Genomic DNA, 16,241 nt, shown 5'->3' on the forward strand with positions numbered 1-16,241 from the left:
TGGGTATAATTGTTGCGGGGCTAGGTAGTGAAACAGCCCCATGGCAGTGGGGCTGTTTTATTTGAACCTCCCTAGAAAGGAGAGTTTCAACATGAAACGAACCAAGCCGAAAGGTCGTTCATGGCTGAGACTGCGGACAGTCGTTAGGATTATCTTAACCCTGTTCCTGCTCTTAGTCAATTAAACGGCTGAAAACAAAAAACTGTTTCTCAGTTTCCGCCTGTTTGTCATGAACGGGCGGTTTTTTATTGTTTAACGCTGATTCAAACAATCTGCAATCGCTTTGGCAATTTTGGCACTGGCGCCTTGGTGTTGCGAAATGAATTGCTCGGTGTGGCTGATCAGCTGTTGGCGCAGCGTTTCGTCGTCGAGGTATTGGCGCGTGGTTCTGTACCAGGCTTCGGCGGTTTCGACGCGGACGGCGGCTTTGGCTTCGACTGCGCCTTTGCAGGCTTGGGCGAAGTTGTAGTTGGAGTAGCCGAAGAGGGTGGGGACGCGGCAGGCTATGGGTTCGATGATGTTTTGACAGCCGGCATCGACGAGGCTGCCGCCGACGAAGGCAATGTCTGCGCTGAGATAGTAGGCGGCAAGTTCGCCCATGCTGTCGCCTATCCAAACCTGTGTGTTGGGGGAAACGGGTTGTCCGTCGCTGCGTTTTTGCACGGTATAACCAAGCGATTTGGCGATATCGTAGGCCGTCTGAAAGTTTTCAGGGTGGCGCGGGACGATGACCAGCAAGGCATTGCCGCGGTAGCCCTGCCATGCTTTGAGGAGCAGCTCGGCTTCGTCTGTGCCTTTATACACGCGCGTGCTGGCGCAGACGACGACGGCTCGTGCGCCGATGCGTTCTTTAAAGGCGGCGGCAAGCGGACGCGAGTCGTTGGGGGGCGCGATGTCGTATTTGGTGTTGCCGCAGACGTGGACGTTGGATGCGCCGATGAGGTGCAGGCGTTCGGCATCGGCGGCGGTTTGGGCAAAGCAGCCGGAGAGGGTCTGCATGGCAGGCTCGACCAACTTGCGGATTTTAAGATAGCCGCGTTGGGATTTTTCGGAGAGGCGCGCGTTGGCCAGAAAGAGGGGAATACCTGCTTTTTTGCAGCCGTGCATCAGGTTGGGCCAGATTTCGGTTTCCATCAAAATGCCGCAGATGGGGCGGTGTTCGGCTAAAAATCGGGCGACCCATTCGGATTTGTCGTAGGGCAGGTAACGGCATTGCGCATCGGGGAACAGAGATTGCGCGGTGGCGCGGCCGGTCGGCGTCATTTGGGTAATCAGAAACGGCGAATCGGGAAAATGGCGGCGTAATGCCTGCACCAAAGGTTCGGCCGCACGCGTTTCGCCGACGGATACGGCGTGTATCCAAATCGGGCGTTGCACGGGATTGGGATACGCCTGCCCGAAACGCTCGTCCCAATGCTCGAGATAGGCTGGGGATTTGAGGGCGCGGCGGCGCAGGTGGCGGCGGATCAGGAAGGGGGCGAGGTGCCACAGCGTGGCGTAAAGGCGGCGTATCATGCTTACGGGTCTTGTGTCGGAATAGGCCTATTTTATCGGAAACTGAAACGGAAGATATAGCTTTGATGCGTGTTTTACGCAAAGGAAAAAGGCCGTCTGAAAGGTTTCAGACAGCCTTTAATGCAGGTATAAACGCGTTTATTTCACTTGCGCCATGTATTTTTTCAGACGGCCTTTGCTTTGCATGGCGCGGTTTTCCATTTCATCGACAACGGCTTGCGCTTTGGCTTTGTTCACCGGCTTGCCGACCTGAATCACGCCGCTCATGTTCATCATGCGGTGCGGCGGGCAGGTATAGACGTACACGCCTTCTTTGTCGAGCTTGAGGGTGAAGTCTTTGCCGTCTTCGGAGAGGAAGTCGGCAACGCCCTCGGGCAGGGCTTTGCTTTGTACCCAGTGGCCGCTGTTGGTGGCTTTGAAGGTTACGGTGTCGCCGACTTTGGCGTTGACGTAGCCGGGTTCGAACACCATGCTGCCGTCTTTGCCGTTGTCAAGCATTTTGACTTCGTGGTTGGCGGCGTATGCGCTAAGGGACGCGGTCAGCATGAGGAGGAAGAGGGATTTTTTCATGGAGAAGTCCTTTCTAAGGATAAAAATATGGGTCGGGCTGATGAGTCGGAGAGGCAAGCCTTGGGCTTACCGCCCTCTCCCTAACCCTCTCCCATGGGAGAGGGAATGAGTTGCAGGGAATTCGCAGGCCGGATGCTCAAATCCGACATTTCAGAAGCGGTTAGGTTACGCACTCTGCCGCATCGGGCGGATAACGGGCAGGCCCTTGCTGTCGTATAAGAGTTCGATGTCCACTTTGTACAGCCTGCCTATCATGTCCGCCTGCAACACGTCCTGCGGCGCGCCCTGCGCCTGTACTTTGCCTTCGCCGAGCAGAATCACGCCGTCTGAAAACTGCGCGGCGAGGCTCAAATCGTGCAAGACCATCAGCGTAACCAGATTGTGTTCGTGCGTGTATTGCACTACGCGCTCCAAGAGGTTCAACTGGTGGTGCATATCCAGCGCGCTGACCGGTTCGTCCAGCATCAGGATTTCGGGGCGGCGCAGCATGACTTGGGCAAACATGACGAGCTGCCGCTGTCCGCCGGAAAGCCGCATGACGTCGCGGTGCGCCAGATGGCCGATGCCCAGCTCCGCCATGATACTTGCGGCTTCGTGCAGCAGTTCGTCGCCGACGTGCATGTGCAGCGCGTCCATGCGGCCGAGCAACACGACTTCCAGCGCGGTCAGCGAGGCTTCGGCGGCGGTGTCCTGCGGCATATAGCCTATGCGTTTGCGCCAGCTTTGCAGGTGGATTTTGCTCAACGCTTCGTCGCCGTAGCGGATGGTGCCTTTGTGCGCCACTTCGCCGAAAATCGTTTTCATCAGCGAGGATTTGCCCGTGCCGTTCGGGCCGAGCACGGAATAGACTTTGCCTTGTTCCAGCGTCAAATCGATATTGTCGGCGACGACATAATCGCCGCGCCGGATGTGTACGTTTTCAAGTTTCAACATTTCAGACGGCCTATCGTTTCGTTAATACAATCCAGAAGAAGAACGGCACGCCGACAAACGACGTAACAATCCCCACCGGAAACAGCGCGCCGGGGATAATCACCTTGGACAACACGCTGGCGACCGACAAAAACGCCGCCCCCGCCAGCATCGCGCCGGGCAGGAAGAAACGTTGGTCTTCGCCCAAAAGAATCCGCGCCACATGCGGCGCTACCAGTCCGATAAAGCCGATGACGCCGACGAAACTGATGGCCGTCGCCGTCATCACCGCCACCAACACCAGCGTTTTCAGGCGCAAAAGTTGCAGATTGATGCCCAGCCCGACGGCGCGCTCTTCGCCCAAACGCAGCGCGGTCAGCTTCCACACATCGCGCGAAAGCAGAAACACGCATACCGCTGTAACCGCCGCCGTGACGATGACCGTCTCCCAAGTCGCTTTGGTCAAACTGCCGAACAGCCAAAATAGAATCTGCTGCGAAATCTCAGGCGCGGCGATAAACTGAATCAGCGACAGAATCGACTGAAACAGAAACAACAGCGCAATTCCCACCAACACCAGCATTGCCGAGTTGAAGCGGCGCGCCGAGGCAAACAGAAACAAGATGCCCGAAGCCAGCATGGTCATCACAAACGCGCCGATGGGGACGGCGACCGTTTCAGGCAGTCCGAAACCGCCGAACGCAATCACCACCGACGCGCCCAAACCTGCCGCCGCCGCCAAGCCCAGCGTATAAGGGCTGGCCATCGGGTTATTCAAGAGCGTCTGAATCTCCGCACCGCCGACACCCAAAGCCGCACCGACCACCAGCGCCATCACCGCAATCGGCAGGCGCAAATCCATCACAATCAGGCGGTTCATTTCATCGACTTCGGGTTTGCCCAGCAAAACATTGACCACTTCGCCGACAGGCAGCGTGTCCGTCATCGCCGGGCCGGTGGCGATGTCGAATAAGAAGCTGACTGCCGCGATGATTAAAAACATCAACACAATCAACCAACGCTTGCCTTCCAACTTGCGCTGGTTTTTCACAATCTCGGCGACAACCGAATCATTCATGTTTCAAACCTTTAAAAAAGAATGTTGATAAAGGGGAGAACGGGTTTGCCTTTTTCTTCCGCAAAAATTTCAGACGGCCTTCCGATTTAAAAGGCCGTCTGAAAATCTAAACTACCTTATTGTCCTTTCGGATAGAGGTAGAACGTGCCGCTCGGTACGACGGGCAGGTTTTGGCGGTAGAAGTCCAGATAGGTCTTCTCAGGGTTGAAATCCTTAAACAACTGCGGATAAATCGCTTTGGCCATAAACTGAATTGACGCGCTGTCGGACAGCGTGCGCGAATTGGCGTGGTAGGCGGCGTAGAGGCGGTTGTTTTTAATCGCAGGCAGGTTAGCCCAGCCGGCGCGTTTGGCAAAACCGGCCAAGCGTTTTTCCGCTTCGGCTTTCGGAATGTCCCAGCCCATCACCATGGCGGCAGGGTTTTTCTTCAATTCAGTTTCGCGGCCGGTAATCACGATCACATCGGGTTTGGCAGCCAATACTTTTTCAGGGTTGATCGGGCCGTAGAATTCAACCGAAGAAGCGGCGATATTGTTGCCGCCGACCAGTGTCGCCATCGAACCCCACATGCTCTTGCCGAAGGTAACGCTGTGTTCGGCAGGGCCTTTGTTGCCGAACTCGACATAGACTTTAGGCTTGGGCAGGTTGGCCTTTTGCACGCGCGCTTGGATGGTGTCGGCAACGCGTTTGTAATCCGCCGCCAGTTTGTCGGCTTTTTGCTGCTGGCCGGTCAATGTGCCGATGAGTTTGGTCGATTGAACGTGTTTGGCCACTGTTTGCGCGTTGTAGTCCAACACGACGATGGGGATGCCGGCTTTGTTGATGCGGTCGAGATCGGAACCCAAAGCCTTGTATTGCCATTCGGCCAAAACCAGCAAATCGGGTTTCAATGCCAATACTTTCTCAATCGAGAAAGTGCCGACTTCCACTTCGCCCACGTCGGCAAGCTGGTTCAACTTAGGCACGGCTTTGCTGAATGCCGCCCAGCTCGGCGGCGCCCAGTCGGCCCAAACTGCTTTGGAAAAACCGACAACGTTGTCCAGCGCGGTTTTGCCGCCGATGGCCATGTAGTCTTGGTAGTAGAAGCCTAAAACCACACGTTTGGCTGGCAGGTCGACGGTTACCTTACGGCCGACGGTATCGGTCAGCTGAACGGGTTTGGCAAAAGCGGATACGGAGCCGACGGATAAAGCGACGGTGGCAATCAAGGCAGAAAGTTGCGTAAATCTCATGAATCATTCCTTTAGAATATGATGATAATTACTATCTTTTAGTAAATTTACAAGGTATTGGGTATTTTTTCAAGTTAAACGAAAGGATAGACATGTTTCGGAATAAAAAGTTGCATCATTAAACGAAGGAATAGTGTTGATATAAGGATTGAGTGTACTGAAGACCTAGTTAAAAGGACGAGTATGGTGTGCCTAAATCCATAGTGGGCAGTAGCTGAAATGGATAGGCAAAGGGTTTTTTATTGCAAAAATAAAAGGTATCCGGTTGAAAACAAGGCCGTCTGAAACCTTGTAATCGGGGTTCAGACGGCCTTTGGTGTGGGGATAAAAGTTTTATTTCACTTGCGCCCTATATTTTTCAGACGGCCTGTAAGCAGTGTTTGGGAAAAGTGAAAAAGGTTGGTTTTTGAAATGGCGAAATAGGGAAAGGCTTGAGGGGAATCGGGTGTCAACCCAAAATGGGGAAAAATAAAAAGGGCGTGTATCGAAACACGCCCTTTTTAGAGATTCAGACGGCCTGTGATTCCGCCTGTTCGCTTTGGTTGAGGATTTTAATCAGTTTCTCGGCTTTTTCCGGGTCTTCGCAGCGCAGGATTTTGGCGGCATCGTTTTCAAGATGGCCGGTGTGGCTGTGCAGGATGATGTTTTTAACCGAAAGCAGGTTGTTGGGGTTCATGGAGAATCGGCGCAAGCCCATGCCGAGCAATAGGCGGGTAAAGACGGTATCGCCGGCCATTTCGCCGCAGATGGAGACGCCTTTTTCCATGCGGTTGGCGGTGCGGATGATGTGTTGCAGCGTTTTGAGGACGGCAGGGTGGCCGGGTTGGTAGAGGTGGCTGACGCTGTCGTCGCCGCGGTCGACCGACAGGAGGTATTGAATCAGGTCGTTGGTGCCGATGGAAACGAAGTCGACGAGCTTGAGGATGCTGCCGACGGTCATGGCGGCGGACGGGATTTCGATCATGCAGCCGATGCTGACCGGGCCGAAGGTTTCGCCGCGTTCGGTCAACTGGCGTTGGGCTGTGTCCAGGTGGATAAGGCATTGGCGCACTTCGGAAATGGATGTAATCATCGGCCACATCATGCGCACGGGGCCGTGGGCGGCGGCGCGGAGGATGGCGCGCATTTGGGTGCGGAACATGACCGGCTCGGCGAGACACAAACGGATGCCGGTCAGTCCGAGCGCGGGGTTGAGGCTGCCGTTGGGCGTGCTGTTTTGGCCGAACCAGCGCGGATTCTTATCGACACCCAAATCGACGGTGCGGATGGTGATGTTTTTGCCTTTGAGTTTTTTGACGATGCCGGCATAGACTTCGTATTGTTCGTCTTCGGTCGGCATGTTGTCGCGGTTGAGGTAGAGGAATTCGCTGCGGAACAGGCCGACGCCGTCTGCGCCGAAGTTGTGCAGGGCTTTGATGTCTTCGGCGGATTCGATGTTGGCGAGCAACTCAATGTTGATGCCGTCGGCCGTGGTGGCAGCGGTTTTTTTGATTTTGTTGAGTTCGCGCTTGTGGCTGCGGTATTCGCGGGCGAGGCGGCGGTATTCGTTGAGGACGACTTCGTCGGGATCGATGATGAGGACGCCGTTGATGCCGTCGACGATGACGATTTCGTTTTCGGTGATGAGTTTGCGGGCGTTGTGCAGGCCGATGACGGACGGGATGTCGAGGCTGCGGCCTAAGATGGCGGTGTGGCTGGTCGGGCCGCCGGCATCGGTTACGAAGGCGGTGATGTGCTGCTCTTTGAATAGTACGGTATCGGCAGGCGAGAGGTCGTGCGCGATGAGGACGGTGTCGTCAAACAGGTTGCCGGCGAGGTTGATTTCGTTGCTTTGGCCGACAAGGTTGTTGTGGATGCGGCGGACGACTTGGAGCATGTCCTGTTTGCGTTCGCGCAGGTAGTCGTCGTCGATGCTGTCGAACTGGGCGGCGAGCTTGTCGCTTTGTTGTTTCAATGCCCATTCGGCGTTGATTTTCTGCTCGCGCAAAATGTCGATGGGTTCGCGCGAGAGGGTAACGTCGGTCAGCAGCATGAGATGCAGGGAAATGAACGCGCCCAATTCGGTCGGGGCGTTTTCGGGAATCGCGCTGCGCAATTGTTCCAATTCTTTGCGCGTGGCTTTGATGGCGTTGTCAAAACGGGCGACTTCGGCCTCGAGCTTGTCGGGATCGATGTCGTATTGGGGAACTTCCGCCGCGCCGCGCGTGATGAGGTGGGCGTGGCCGATGGCAATGCCTTTGCCCGCGGCCACACCGTGTAGGACGATGCTCATTATTCGCCCTCGCCGAAGTAGTCGTTAATGAGGTCGGTCAATGCCTGCATGGCGGCGGCTTCGTCTGCGCCGTCTGTTTCCAGCTCAATCACGGTGCCTTTGGCGGCGGCCAGCATCATCAGGCCCATGATGCTTTTGCCGTTGACGCGGTTGCCGTTTTTAGTAACCCAGACTTCGCTTTGGAATTGGGAGGCGGTTTGGGTGAATTTGCTGGAGGCGCGTGCGTGCAGGCCGAGTTTGTTGATGATTTCGATTTCTTGTTTGAGCATGGATGTCCCCTAAATGTTTGTAAAGTAAATGTTTTCGGACGGCCTTAGCCGTTTTCTTTGCACACCAGGTCTTCGGGTGCGGATGTAATGGCGAAAATGCCCCGGATGGCGGCTTCTTTGACGGTTTCGGTGAAGTCGGAGAGGTTTTCGGCTTGTGATGAGTATTGGATGGCTTTAATCATCATCGGGGCGTTGAGGCCGGTCAGGATGGCGGATTTGTTTTCGCGCACCAGCCGGCGTGCGGCGTTGCACGGGGTGGCGCCGAAGATGTCGGTCATGATCAGTACGCCGCGGTTGTCGGGAAATTCCTGCAAGGCGGCGATGGCGTTATTGATGATGTCGTTTTGGTCTTCATTGGGCTGAACGCCGAGAATACGGACGTTTTCGGGAAAGCCGTTGGGGAAGAAATGGTGGGTCAGCCCTTGGTAGGCTTCGCCTATGGTTTCGTGCGTGATGATAAGCAGGCCGATCATGATGTGTTCCTAGTGTTGGTTTGAGGCCGTCTGAAAACCTTTCAGACGGCCTTGGTTTTATTTGTTGTTTAAGGCGTAGATTTCGCCGAGGTTGCGCCAGCAGCCGGCGGCGTCCATGCCGTAGCCGAAGACGTAGCGGTTGGGCACGTCCAAACCGATATAGTCGGCTTTGGTCGGTTTTTCTTTGTCGATCAGTTTGTTGGCAAATACGGCCGCACGGCAGCTTGCCGCGCCCATTTCCAACAGTTTTTCCTGAATGGCGGCCATGGTGTGGCCTTCGTCCAAGATGTCGTCCAAAACGACGACATGACGGCCTTTGATTTGCTCGGGGTCGGGCATGCGTTTCCAGTTGAACGCGCCGCCCGCGAGTTTGTCGCCGTAGCGGGAAACGTGGACGTAGTCAAAGTCCAGAGGGAAGCGCAACAGCGGCAGCAGCTGTCCTGTAAACACCACCGCGCCACCCATGACAGGCAGCAGCAGGGGGTATTTGTCGGCCAAGTCGCGGGTAATGTCGTCGGCAACTTTTTGCAAGGCCGCGCGGCATTGTTCTTGGTCAAACAGCAAGTCGGCATTGTCCAGCATGGCTTGGGTTTCAAGGCGTTTGGTTTCTAAGTCGGTCATGATAGGTCGTGTTGGGTACGGTTAAAAACAAATTATATAGCGGATTCAATCAATTTTCGATACAGGCCGCAATGGCGCATGGGAAGGGAGGAAATTGAAACCGAACGCGTTCAGACGGCCTTTTGTCCTTCCGCTTCGTCCACCAGCAAAAATGCCGTCAAAGCCAAAGCAGTCAATACCGCCGTCAACACCATCGCCCGTCCGTAATTGTCCGCACCGGCGCGCCCGAGATAATCGTAAATCAAGGTGGTCAGCGTCTGCCATTCGGGGCGCGACAGGAACAATGTGGCTGCAAATTCGCCGATACACGTTGCCGAAGCCAAGGTCAGGCCGCGCCGCAAAGCTGGTTTTAATAAAGGTGCGGTTACATAACAGGCCGTCTGAAAACCGTTTGCGCCCATGGTGCGCGCCGCCGCAGCATAATCTTTGGGCAAACCGTCCCACGCGGCCAATACGTCTTTGGCCACAAACGGATACGCCAACAGCGCATAAGTCGCCGTCAGCAGCCACAGCGAAGCCGTCCATTGCGGATAGAGCAGCAAAACACCAAACGCGATGCACACGGGCGACACCATAAACGGCAAAAACATCAGCGCGCGCAACCACGCCATTTGCCGTGCCGCCGCCGCATACAGCACGCCCAAAACCGTCGCTGCCGCCACGGCTGCCGCAGAAAAACGGACGGTGTTCCACGCAGCCGCCCACGTTTGCGCTTCCAGCAAAACCGCCCACGAAGAGCCTGCCGCTGCCGCCTTGAGCCACACCGCCGCCAAAGGCAGCAGGCAGCACAGCACCAACATGGCCAATACCGTTGCCGTCAGCCATTTTTCCCAAGCCCGTACCGGCGCGCGCGGAGGCAAAGGCGAGACTGATTTATCCACCGCCACACGCTTGCTCCAATACGCATACAAACCGCCTGCCGCCGCCGTAGCCGCCAGCACCAACCACACCAACACCGACACACGCGCCATGTCCAACTCATACGCCACCAGCCGGTAGATTTCCACTTCTACCGTTGCAAAACGCTCGCCGCCGAGCAGCAAGGCCAGCCCGAAGCCTGAAAAACAATATAAAAACACCAGGCACGCGCCGCCGGCGACCCATGCACGCACCACCGGCCATTCGACCCAGACAAACCGCCGCCACGCGTCTGCGCCCAACGATTGCGCCGAGAGCAACCGCGCCTGCGGCACACGCACAAATCCCTGATACGCCGAGCGCACCAAAACCGGCAGGTTGAAAAACACATTGCCGTAAATCAGCAGCCACGGCGTGTCCTGCCAACCTGCCGCCAGTATGCCGTGTGCGCCAAACAAGGCCAGCACGCCCATGCCCGCCACCAAAGTCGGCATCACGAAAGGCAGCATCAGCAGACGCAAAACCATACGCCGTCCGGCAAAATCCATCCGCGCCAGCACCCATGCCGCAGGCACGCCCAAAGCTGTAACCAAGACGCAGGTCAAAACTGCCTGCGCCACCGTCCAGCCCAAGCGCAGGCGCATATAGTCGTCTGCCACCACTTCCGCCCAAGCACCCTCGCCGTCGTAAAACGCCAGCGACAGCAAAGGCGCGGCCACCATGACCGCCAAGAAACCCAAAGGCAGCAGCAACAGCGCACACCGCCGAATCCAAACCTGCATCGATGCGTACCCGAGAATAAAAACGCCTATTTTAGCCCGAGTTCGGCGCAGAAGGTGGTATTCCTGCCCTTGTTTTCAGACGGCCTGGGCAGCCTGACGGATAAAACTGATGTTTATTCAAAATTTTCAAACATTTACGAAATGTCTTCAAAAAGGCAATATAATTGGTTGGGCATTTTTGATACAATCCGCCGCTTCAAAAAATCAAATAAATCAAAAATAAGGAAACATTATGACCACTACACGCCCCCAAACCTATGATACCGTCTCGCGCGCATTGCACTGGCTGACCGTACTCGGTTTCATCGGCATCCTGACCACCATCTCCATCTGGACCATTTATGACGGCGAAGAATGGGTCGGCGCACTCTTCGGCGTACACAAATCCATCGGTTTCATCACGCTGCTGGTGATTATCGTGCGCATTGTTTGGGCCTTGCTCAATGCATCCAAACGTCCTGCCGCCGACAGCTTTGCCGCCAAAGCCGGCCACCTTGCCCTTTACGTCCTCATGCTTGCCGTTCCCGTTATCGGCATGATCCGCCAATACGGTAGCGGCCGCGGCCCGTTGAAAGTATTCGGCGTCCAAGTGATGCAGGGTTCGCCTGAAAAAATCGAATGGATGGCCAACCTCGGCAACATGGCGCACGGCAAACTCGGCTGGCTGCTCTTCGCGCTGGTCGCCGGCCACATCGCCATGGTCGTCGTCCACCGCATTCAAGGCCACGACGTTTTGTACCGCATGATCGGCCGTCGTTCTTAATTTGAAACGGTAAACAGACAAGGCCGTCTGAAAACAGTTTGACCAAGCAAAAACTGTTTTCAGACGGCCTTTTTGTATTTGTGTTAATCTGCAAAAATAGAGCAGGCATTTTGCCTGACGTTGTCTAAATACTGTAAACCATACCGAGAAACACCATGACTGCTCCCATCCTCGCCATCACTTCCGGCGAACCGGCCGGCATCGGCCCCGACATCTGCCTTGATTTGGCTTTCGCCGACCTTCCTTGCCGCCCCGTTGTTTTGTGCGATAAAAACCTGTTGGCGCAAAGGGCCGAACAGCTCGGCAAATCCGTTATCCTGCGCGATTTCCAAGCCCAAGCGGCCGATCCGTTGCCCAAGGGCGAACTCGAAGTCCTGCATATTCCTTTAGCTGCCGAATGTCGGGCGGGCGAACTCAATCCTGCCAATGCCGCGTATGTGCTCCGGCTGCTGGATACGGCGTATCAGGGCATTTCAGACGGCCTGTTTGCCGGTATGGTGACCGCGCCGCTGCATAAAGGCATCATCAACGATGCCCACGCAGGCAACGGCTTTTTCAGCGGCCATACCGAATACCTCGCCGAAAAAAGCCATACCGAACAAGTCGTCATGATGTTGACCGGCGGCGGCCTGCGTGTGGCATTGGTGACCACCCATCTGTCGCTGAAAGACATTTCCGCCGCCATCACGAAGCCTTTAATCGAGTCGGTTGTCCGCATTCTTGAACACGACCTGCGCCATAAGTTCGGCATAGCCAAACCGGTTATCCTTGTTACCGGCCTCAATCCCCACGCCGGCGAAGGCGGTCATTTGGGACACGAAGAAATCGACACCATTATTCCGGCGCTTCATGCCCTGCAGGCCGAAGGCATAGACGCGCGCGGCCCTTATCCGGCCGATACCGTGTTCCAACCCTTCCTGCTTAAAGATGCCGATGCCGTCCTCGCCATGTATCACGACCAAGGGTTGCCTGTGCTCAAATACGCCGGTTTCGGCGAAGGCGTGAACATTACCCTCGGCCTGCCCTTTATCCGCACCTCCGTCGATCATGGCACGGCCTTGAATTTGGCAGGCACGGGCAAAGCCGATTCCGGCAGCCTGATGACCGCTGTCCGCGCCGCGCTCGATATGGCGCACAATATGCAGAAACAGGCCGTCTGAAGCGTGGAGGTTTGATTGTTTGTCGGCGTAAAGTGTTCCTGTAAGAGCATCATCAGGAAATATTTGCCTGTTGGTTGATAAAGACGATGAGTGTTTGGACAATAATCAGCGTTTTATTGTAAAAACCATATATAACAAGGCCGTCTGAAACCCAGATGTTTAGGGTTTCAGACGGCCTTTGAGTTTTTTGGTTTACCAAATTTCAGACAAAGTTTCTTTGACTTTGGCCTTCACTTCCGCACCGAAGCGGCGGCTGAGCATTTTGCTGAAATCGTCTTGCGGCGTGTAGTTGACCAGCTCGGGGGCTTTGACGACATCGCGGGCAACGCTGTAAATGCTGCCGAAGTCGTCAATCAGGCCAACCTGTTTGGCTTCTTTGCCAGTATAGATGCGGCCGCTGAAAACGTCGGGATACTGTTTGTCTTTCAACCTTGCGCCGCGGCCGAGTTTGACGGCTTTGATGAATTCTTGGTGGATATCGCCCAACATGGTTTCCCAAATTTGGGTTTGTGCCGGCGTTTCAGGCGTGAAAGGGTCGCCCATGCCTTTGTTGCTGCCGGCGGTTTTCAGACGGCGTTTGACACCGGCTTTGTCCATCAGGCCGGTAAAGTCGAAACCGCCGCCGATCACACCGATGCTGCCGACGATGCTGGAAGGGTCGGCATAAATTTTGTCGGCTGCGGCGGCAATGTAATAGCAGCCGGAAGCGCACATGTCTTCGGCAACGAGGTAAACGGGGATGTCTTTGTGTTCGGCTTTGAGGCGGCGGACTTCGTTAAAGGCTATGCTGGACACGACAGGCGAACCGCCGGGGCTGTTGGCGCGGATGATGATGGCTTTGGCGTTGCCGTTTTCGTAGGCGGCTTCCATGCTGTCGCGCAGGATTTGGACTTGGTCGTCGATGTCGTTGCCGATTTCGCCGGTCAGGTCGATAACGGCGGTGTGTTCGCTGCGGGCTTGGACCGATGTGGTTTTTCCTTCTTCTTCCGCAAGGCCGAAAATCAGGCTGAGGAAGATGAGGACGGCGACGCCGCGCCAGATATTGCGCCAAATGCGGGCGCGGCGTTGTTCTTGGTAGGCGGCGAGGAGAACTTCACGCAGGGTGTTGCGCTCCCAGTTGTCGATGGGGGTGGAGGCTGAAGAGGGTGTGTTTTGGGCATCGCCTTCACGGTGGATTCGGTATTGCATGATGTGATGTGCTTTCGTGCAGGCCGTCTGAATGTTCAGACGGCCTTATCGGTTTTAGTTGATGGAATAGCCGCGCAGGTATTGCGTGCGTTCGCGGGTCATGCGGGTTTCACACTGCAGGCGCAGGTATTCTGCTTGTGCGGCGTTGTCTGCGGACGCGGCGGCTTGTTGGCAGTTGAGTTTTTTGCTTTGAATCCAGGCGCGTTGTTCGCCGAGGATTTGTTGTTTGACGTCGCTGTCCATGCCGCCCCAGAGGTCGTTGATCTCGCCGTCCGCCTGACGGTTTTGCGCGCGCGCGTTGTCAAGTTCGCTTTGGCTGAGGCCGGGCGGCTCGTTGCGTTGGGTTTCATGGTCGGGGCGCAGGACTTCGTAATCTGAATCGTCGCCGTCATCGGTCAGGCCGGCAGCCTGGCTGGCGGCGTTGTTTTCAAGGATGTCTTGCGGATTGAGGGTGGGCGGTTCTTCCGTGTTTTGGTTTTGCAGCAGTTTGATGGCCTGCTCTTTGGACACGGGTTTGCCGTCTATCATGACGATGCTTTTCACGCCGTAGGGCAGCAGGGTGGCGGAAAGGGTTTGGGCGGTGGAACTCAGGGTATTGTCTTCGAAAACCGGTTTGCCGTCTTTGTCGGGGGTGTAGAGCAGAGTGGTGCTGAACGTGTTGTTTTCAAAGGTCAGGTTGCTGCCCATCAGTTTTTGTTCGAGCATGTCGGCCAACGGGGTGCTGCCGTAAATCAGCGGGCTGTTGTCTATGGCCGTTTTGAGGATGGTGTCGGGAATACGGATTTTGAGGTTGGCGCGGCAGATGGCTTTGCCGTCGTCTTCGGTTTCTTTGGGGTCTTCAAGCAGGGTTTCTAATTCGAGGCCGGCGGCGATGATTTTGTCGGCATCGACGAATTGGCGGTTGTCATTGCGGGCGAAGGAGCGCGCTTGTTGTTTGAGGGTGTCTTCGATGGTGGTACGGATGTTTTGCAGTGTGGCCGGTTGGGCGCAATCAAGTGCGGCTTTGGGCTCTTCTTTGCTGCATGCGGCAAGCAGAATTGTGCTTAAAATCAATACGGAAGCGGTTTTTTTGTACATGTGTACTCCTGAAGGTGACGGCCTTTCAGACGGCCTGACGTGCCTATCATAGCAAAAGCACTTGCAGCAAGTAAATGCGGCAAGTGCTTTTCTATGTCGGACGTATCAGCCTTTGATGACGCTGACGAAGCCGGAGAGGATGGCGGCGTTGAGCAGGTCAACGAAGAACGCGCCCACCATAGGCACAATCAAGAAGGCTTTGTGCGAAGGGCCGAAAGTTTGGGTAATGGACTGCATGTTGGCAACGGCAGTCGGGGTAGCACCCAAACCGAAACCGCAGTGGCCGGCTGCCAAGACGGCGGAGTCGTAGTCGCGGCCCATGAAGACGTAGGTAACGAAGGTTGCGTACAGAATCATCACGACGGTTTGTACGGCCAGGATGATGGTTACCGGGCCTGCCAGACCGGTCAATTCCCACAGTTTCAGGTTCAGAAGGGCCATGGCGAGGAAGAGCGACAGGGAGGCGTTACCGAATACGTCGATGGCGCGGTCGAACATATTGACTTTGAAGGTTGCAGTCAGGACGTTGCGGATGACCACGCCGGCAAACAGACACCATACGAATTTAGGCAGGTCGAAGAAGGCTTTGTCGTAGCCGTCGACGATTTCGGCAAAAGCCAAACATGCGGCAAACATCGCGAGTGTTTCGACAGCGGAGTCAGCCGTAATCAGACGGGTACGTTGTGCTTTTTCGAAGACGTCGTCGGTTTGGTCGTTGTCAACTGGTTTTTTGTTTGTTTCCAGAGGTTTGCGACCCATTTTGTTGATCAGGCGACGGGCAACGGGACCGCCGATCAGGCCGCCGAATACCAAGCCGAAGGTGGCGGAAGCCATACCCAAGCCGGTTGCGCCGGTCAGGCCGAATTTGCTTTCAAAGTCAGGACCCCATGCGCCGGCGGTACCGTGACCACCAGTCAGGGTAATCGAACCGGTAATCAGGCCAATCAGTGGATCCAGATTCAATGCTGTTGCCAAACCGACACCGACGAAGTTTTGGACGATGATGAATGCACCCACCACGGCGGTAAAGATAACCAAAGGCAAACCGCCTGCTTTCAAACGGGAGAAGTCGGCGCTCAAACCGATGGATGTAAAGAAGATAAGCATGAACGCATCTTGCAGCGGTTTTTCAAATTTGAAGCTGACGCCGTAGGCTTCGTGCATGGCGAACAGGACGATAGCGGCAACCAGACCGCCGGCGACCGGCTCGGGAATATTGAAGTCTCGTAAGAATTTGATTTTTTGAACCAGAAATTTACCAACCAGCAACACGAGCGTGGCGGCAATCAGTGTGTAATAACTGTTGAATTCCCATTCCATGTTGTTTCACCTCCTAGAAATGTTTTTCCGAGTATCCGTTTCTTTCCGGATGTAGTGTGTTTCAACGCTTGGCGTTATCCGCCGAGTGTCATGGTATTGATGCGCGGACAAGGTGTTTCCGGAAAGAAATGAAAACGATGGCTTGTCCGTG

The 16,241-nt window shown here is 55.4% G+C and carries 15 protein-coding genes; 2 read left to right on the plus strand and 13 right to left on the minus strand.

Annotated features, from left to right (window positions below):
• Positions 1-252: 252 nt before the first annotated feature.
• The 10 genes from waaA to ACTHUG_RS00800 form a co-directional block, all read right to left on the minus strand.
• The gene (waaA, locus tag ACTHUG_RS00755; RefSeq protein WP_440361257.1) at positions 253-1,515 is read right to left on the minus strand and encodes a lipid IV(A) 3-deoxy-D-manno-octulosonic acid transferase; all 1,263 of its coding nucleotides are present in this window, start codon (positions 1,513-1,515) and stop codon (positions 253-255) included.
• A 138-nt stretch (positions 1,516-1,653) separates the two neighbouring features.
• Positions 1,654-2,085: a plastocyanin/azurin family copper-binding protein gene (locus ACTHUG_RS00760; protein WP_070848976.1), complete on the minus strand. Its 432-nt coding sequence runs from the start codon at positions 2,083-2,085 to the stop codon at positions 1,654-1,656.
• Between the two features lie 165 nt (positions 2,086-2,250).
• Positions 2,251-3,018, minus strand: a complete 768-nt coding sequence (locus tag ACTHUG_RS00765; protein WP_049224957.1) for an ABC transporter ATP-binding protein — start codon at positions 3,016-3,018, stop codon at positions 2,251-2,253.
• A 10-nt stretch (positions 3,019-3,028) separates the two neighbouring features.
• Positions 3,029-4,075 carry a FecCD family ABC transporter permease gene (locus tag ACTHUG_RS00770; RefSeq protein WP_254343220.1) on the minus strand — a complete coding sequence of 349 codons (1,047 nt, stop codon included), beginning with the start codon at positions 4,073-4,075 and terminating at the stop codon, positions 3,029-3,031.
• 116 nt (positions 4,076-4,191) lie between these two features.
• Complete coding sequence (locus ACTHUG_RS00775; protein WP_440385919.1) at positions 4,192-5,307, minus strand: ABC transporter substrate-binding protein; 1,116 nt, start codon at positions 5,305-5,307, stop codon at positions 4,192-4,194.
• Between the two features lie 508 nt (positions 5,308-5,815).
• Entirely contained in the window at positions 5,816-7,579 is a 1,764-nt protein-coding gene (gene ptsP, locus ACTHUG_RS00780) for a phosphoenolpyruvate--protein phosphotransferase (protein ID WP_440385920.1), read from the minus strand.
• Positions 7,579-7,848 (minus strand): HPr family phosphocarrier protein, encoded by a 270-nt coding sequence (locus ACTHUG_RS00785; protein WP_003747940.1) that lies wholly within the window; start codon positions 7,846-7,848, stop codon positions 7,579-7,581. The genes ptsP and ACTHUG_RS00785 overlap by 1 nt, the downstream gene beginning before the upstream one ends.
• Positions 7,849-7,892: 44 nt before the next feature.
• Positions 7,893-8,321: a PTS sugar transporter subunit IIA gene (locus ACTHUG_RS00790; protein ID WP_003747942.1), complete on the minus strand. Its 429-nt coding sequence runs from the start codon at positions 8,319-8,321 to the stop codon at positions 7,893-7,895.
• A gap of 57 nt (positions 8,322-8,378) precedes the next feature.
• Positions 8,379-8,942, minus strand: coding sequence for a hypoxanthine-guanine phosphoribosyltransferase (locus ACTHUG_RS00795; protein ID WP_188212847.1), 564 nt, complete (start codon positions 8,940-8,942; stop codon positions 8,379-8,381).
• Between the two features lie 110 nt (positions 8,943-9,052).
• On the minus strand, positions 9,053-10,582 hold the full coding sequence (locus ACTHUG_RS00800; RefSeq protein ID WP_440385921.1) for an ABC transporter permease: 1,530 nt from the start codon (positions 10,580-10,582) through the stop codon (positions 9,053-9,055).
• A gap of 232 nt (positions 10,583-10,814) precedes the next feature.
• On the opposite strand from ACTHUG_RS00800, the gene ACTHUG_RS00805 reads away from it, so the two are divergent.
• Together ACTHUG_RS00805 and pdxA are read left to right on the plus strand one after the other, a co-directional pair.
• A complete protein-coding gene (locus ACTHUG_RS00805) occupies positions 10,815-11,345 on the plus strand; it encodes a cytochrome b (protein ID WP_440385922.1) in 531 nt (176 codons plus the stop codon).
• Between the two features lie 155 nt (positions 11,346-11,500).
• On the plus strand, positions 11,501-12,505 hold the full coding sequence (pdxA, locus tag ACTHUG_RS00810; protein ID WP_440385923.1) for a 4-hydroxythreonine-4-phosphate dehydrogenase PdxA: 1,005 nt from the start codon (positions 11,501-11,503) through the stop codon (positions 12,503-12,505).
• A gap of 192 nt (positions 12,506-12,697) precedes the next feature.
• Here pdxA and ACTHUG_RS00815 read toward each other — a convergent pair whose 3' ends face one another.
• From ACTHUG_RS00815 to gltS, 3 genes are all read right to left on the minus strand, one after another.
• The gene (locus ACTHUG_RS00815; protein ID WP_070837155.1) at positions 12,698-13,693 is read right to left on the minus strand and encodes a S49 family peptidase; all 996 of its coding nucleotides are present in this window, start codon (positions 13,691-13,693) and stop codon (positions 12,698-12,700) included.
• Positions 13,694-13,747: 54 nt separating this feature from the next.
• Positions 13,748-14,770, minus strand: a complete 1,023-nt coding sequence (locus tag ACTHUG_RS00820; protein ID WP_049349307.1) for a lysozyme inhibitor LprI family protein — start codon at positions 14,768-14,770, stop codon at positions 13,748-13,750.
• A 105-nt stretch (positions 14,771-14,875) separates the two neighbouring features.
• Positions 14,876-16,090: a sodium/glutamate symporter gene (gene gltS / locus ACTHUG_RS00825; protein ID WP_315611313.1), complete on the minus strand. Its 1,215-nt coding sequence runs from the start codon at positions 16,088-16,090 to the stop codon at positions 14,876-14,878.
• Positions 16,091-16,241: the final 151 nt, after the last annotated feature.

The organism is Neisseria sp. P0022.S009 (genome assembly GCF_051956675.1).
GTDB lineage: Bacteria > Pseudomonadota > Gammaproteobacteria > Burkholderiales > Neisseriaceae > Neisseria.